Origin of the sequence: Muribaculum sp. (genome assembly GCF_029051885.1) — a bacterium.
Taxonomy (GTDB): Bacteria; Bacteroidota; Bacteroidia; order Bacteroidales; family Muribaculaceae; genus Muribaculum.
This window is the reverse complement of the sequence record NZ_JAIDKI010000176.1, coordinates 1-4,316: the sequence shown is the minus strand read 5'-3', so window position 1 is coordinate 4,316 and position 4,316 is coordinate 1. Positions and strand designations below refer to the sequence as shown.

Sequence of the window (4,316 nt, the reverse complement as noted above, 5' to 3'; positions counted from 1 at the left end):
AAATAAATGCAAAAATATATCAACGATATTAAACAAATTACCTCCAGTCGGTCAATCGCCGGCATCTTTCCGCCTGCTCTTCGGTCGTTATGGAACCCCATAACTCCCTCATCACAAGCGAAAATCTGCTCGACGATTGACCGCCCTGACGGTAACATTTATTATTAAACAAGCTCTTAACATAAGTCAAATCCAAACATTCTCTAAGAGATATAAAATATGGCACGTATATCGCCTGTTACCAACCGTCCGGGTGCGCAGAAGTCGCCTTTCCGACCTGATGTCATCGAGACTTATATTCCGCAGCAGGACACTACCTTGCTGCCGTTTCTTATCGAGTCGATGCCGGGACGCAAAAGGACTACTGTAAAGGAACTGCTTAAATACAACCAGGTGGCTGTGAACGGCATGCCTGTCACACAGCACGATACTCCTCTCACCCCTGACGATACAGTCAAGGTCAATCTTACGCGCGAGTTCAAGGTGTTTCATCACCGTCGTGTGAAGCTCGTCTACGAGGATGCCGACCTGCTGGTAATCGAAAAGGGCTATGGTCTGCTGTCGATGGGCAACGACAAGGTGTCGGACGGCACGGCCTATACAATCATGCGCGACTGGGTGAAATGGGAGAACCCCAAGAACAAGCTCTTCATCGTGCACCGTCTTGACCGTGACACATCGGGCCTTATGATGATGGCCAAGAACGAGAAGGCCAAGGAAGCCATGCAGCACAACTGGAACAATATGGTGATTTCCCGCAAGTATGTGTGTGTGGTGGAGGGATATGTCGAAAAAGATGAGGGCGAGATACGCAGCTATCTTGCTGAAAACAGCAAGCATGAGGTGTACTCTACCAATAATCCCGAGGAGGGTAAGCTCGCTGTCACACGGTATAAGGTGGTAAAGCGCGGTCTCGGCCATACGATGGTGGAGGTGTCGCTTGAGACAGGACGCAAGAATCAGATACGCGTGCATATGAAGGAGCTTGGCCATCCTATAGCCGGCGACCGCCGCTATGGAGCGAAGGCGTCGATAATCCATCGTCTGGCCCTGCATGCTCAGACACTGAGGTTTGTGCATCCGACTACTCGTCGCGATATGAATTTCGACACTCCCGTTCCCGGTTCTTTCTGGAAACTCGTAGGCGGCAAGTAAATGCTCACATACGATGAATCCCGCGTCTGGCACATGGCTAAGACGCGGGATTCATTGTATAGGGACTGTGCGATAGTCAGGACTGTCGCGAGGGCGTGTTATTCCGCCGCCTTGATTCCTTTTTCGAGGAAGCGGGTGAAGCGTGGTATGCTCTCATCGTATGCGTATGGCCCTGAAAGGAGCTCGCCGCGGTCGTTGAGTATCACGTAGTAGGGCTGGGCGTTGGCCTGGAACTTATAGCGCTGAAGGTAGCTCCAGCGTTCGCCGTATGTGTCGAGGCGCACCTGCTTGCCGTTTTCTTCTACGTATTCAGGCTCGGGAAGTTCGCGCTTTTCATCGACCATCAGTTTGATTACCACGAAATTGTCTTCAATCATGGCCTTTACATCGGGCTCGTCGAGCACAGCACCCTCCATCTTGCGGCAGTTTACGCAGCCGTAGCCCGAGAAGTCAAGCAACACCGGTTTGCCCTCTTTCTTTGCGACAGCCATCCCTTCGTCGTAGTCGGAATATTCAGTGAAGCTCTCTCCATAGAGATTGAAATCCTGGGTGTACAGTGGCGGCACGAATGCGCTTGCGCTCTTGAGAGGCGCTCCCCACAGGCCCGGAATCAGATATACGGTAAACGACAGTGACGCCACCGCAAGGAAGAAACGCACTGTACCGACAGAGCGGTCGGCAGGCCCGTAGTGGGCAAAGTTGAATGCTCCGAGCAGATATGCTCCAAGCAGTCCGAAGATTACTATCCAGAGGGCGAGGAATGTCTCGCGGTCGAGTATGTGCCATCCGTAGGCGAGGTCGGCCACCGAGAGGAATTTCAGAGACAGGGCAAGCTCGAGGAATCCGAGCACGACCTTTACAGTATTCATCCAGCTACCCGATTTAGGTGCGCTCTGAAGCCACGAGGGGAACAGAGCGAAGAGGCAGAACGGGATGGCCAGAGCGAGGGCAAAGCCGGCCATGCCGATTGCAGGGCCGAATTTGTCGCCTGTGCTTGCGGCCTCTACGAGCAGAGTGCCGATGATGGGGCCTGTGCATGAGAAGCTGACAAGAGTGAGGGTGAAGGCCATGAAGAATATGCTCAGCAGGCCGGTAGTCTTGTCGGCTGTGGCATCCATCTTATTGGCCCACTTCGACGGCAGTTTTATGTCAAACGCACCGAAGAAACTTATAGCGAATATTATGAGGAGGATGAAGAATATGATGTTGCAGATGGCGCTTGTAGCCAGGTCGTTGAGCTTTGCCGGGCCCCAGATTGCAGTCACCAGTATGCCGAGAGCCACATATATCACGATTATCGACAGGCCGTAGGTCATGGCGTCGGCAATAGCGCGTGCGCGGTTCTTCCCTTTCTTCAGGAAGAAACTTACGGTCATCGGTATCATCGGCCACACGCATGGGGTGAGCAGAGCGAGGAATCCGCCGGCAAAGCATGCTATGAATATGTACCATAGCGATGTGGTGGAGTAATCGGTATTATCCTCGGCCGATGTGGTATCGACAGGTGCCCATAGGTCGGCATCGGAAATTTCTGCTTTGGCTGCGACAACCGGAGCTGCGGCTACGGTGTCGGGCTTTGTGGTGTCGACCGGAGTCTCTGCGATAGCTGCTGCTATTTTAGCGTTGCCGCTCAGGCTGAACGATTCTTTGGCCGGAGGGATGCAGTTGTCGTTGTTGCATGCGGAGTACCGTATAAGTCCCTCGATGGCAAATTTGCTCTTTGTGGCGGTAAATGCCTGGGTCACGGTGACGCTTTCGGTCCACCAGCTCAGATTGGCTCCGAACATCTCGTCGTATTCCTTGTGGGGTGTCTTGTCGGCTTTCGGGTGTCCCTTAAGCTCTACACCGTCGAGTGCAGTCCATTCGATAGCAAGAGGCTGCGGACCTACATCGGGGTCTACTTCAAGTGAATACATGTGCCATCCGGCATCGATAGCGGCGGTCATCACGACTTCGCCCTGTGCGTCGCCTGTCATTTTCAACTCGGTCGACCAATGTACCGGATCTACAATCTGTGCCTGGCTCCCTGTAGCCCAGAACACCAAAAATACAATAAGAATAGTAATGCTACGCTTCATATCGTGGTTTTTGATTTAAATCTTGTTTGATATAAATGTTCTCTCGTCATGTTGCTCGATTGAGTGCTTGCATGTACGCTCATTGGTCGCCGTTCAAGATATACGGCCCTATCGGCAACATTTATTATTTAAACAAACTATTAGATTGGCAAAGGTAGCGCTTTTTTTTGTAAAGTTAGCTTTTTTCTTTACATTTGCAGAACTGACAAAGTCTACTTTGAATATGGCTCCGTTGTTTTCTATCATTACCGTTACATATAATGCCGCCGATACGCTCCCTGCCACTCTGGCAAGCGTGAAGGAGCAGACGTGTGGCATGTATGAGTATATCGTAATGGACGGAGTGTCGACAGACCGTACTCTCAAACTTGCCATCGACGCCGGTATATCGCGTGCGCGTATCTACTCGTCGCCCGACAAGGGGCTTTACGATGCTATGAACAAGGCCATGGAGCTTGCTACCGGACAGTATCTCATATTTCTTAATGCCGGAGATGCGTTTCATAGCTCTGACACTCTCGAGCATCTTGCCAGGCTTATCACTGACAATGATTTCCCCGGAATCGTATACGGCCAGACAAGTGTGGTCGATTCGTCGCGCCGCTATCTTGCCCCGCGTCATCTTGCCGCTCCTGAAGAACTGACTCTCGAGAGTTTCGCCGAGGGGATGGTCGTGTGCCATCAGGCGTTTGTGGTGTTGCGCAAGATAGCTCAGCCTTATAATCTGAAGTACCGTTTTTCATCCGATTATGAATGGTGCATACGTTGCCTGCAACGCTCGCGCAGCAATGTCGCCCTCCCTGACAATGAGGTGATGATTGACTATCTCTCGGAGGGTATGACAACGAGCAACAGGCGCGCATCGCTGATCGAACGCTTCAGGATAATGAGCTATTATTACGGCTTTTTCCCGACAATGATGCGCCATATAGGGTTTATAGGACGCTTCTTGCGTCGTCGCAGGCTTGAAAAGAGTCTTGCTACAGGATGAGGCCGGTGCCTGCTATATTAAGAGCTTGTTTAATAATAAATGTTGCCGCCAGGGTCGTATAGCTTGAGACGATTTTCGACATGTGACGAAGG

3 protein-coding genes are annotated in these 4,316 nt (G+C 51.6%); 2 read left to right on the top strand and 1 reads right to left on the bottom strand.

Going from position 1 to position 4,316, the window contains the following annotated elements; genetic code table 11:
• Positions 1 to 219 precede the first annotated feature (219 nt).
• Positions 220 to 1,155, top strand: coding sequence for an RluA family pseudouridine synthase (locus K2I50_RS07625; protein WP_301025750.1), 936 nt, complete (start codon positions 220 to 222; stop codon positions 1,153 to 1,155).
• Positions 1,156 to 1,253: 98 nt separating this feature from the next.
• Here the strand turns inward: K2I50_RS07625 and K2I50_RS07620 are convergent, their stop codons facing one another.
• Entirely contained in the window at positions 1,254 to 3,233 is a 1,980-nt protein-coding gene (locus K2I50_RS07620; protein ID WP_301025749.1) for a protein-disulfide reductase DsbD family protein, read from the bottom strand.
• 223 nt (positions 3,234 to 3,456) lie between these two features.
• Between K2I50_RS07620 and K2I50_RS07615 the strand changes: the two genes are divergently transcribed.
• Positions 3,457 to 4,224 (top strand): glycosyltransferase family 2 protein, encoded by a 768-nt coding sequence (locus tag K2I50_RS07615; protein ID WP_301025748.1) that lies wholly within the window; start codon positions 3,457 to 3,459, stop codon positions 4,222 to 4,224.
• Positions 4,225 to 4,316: the final 92 nt, after the last annotated feature.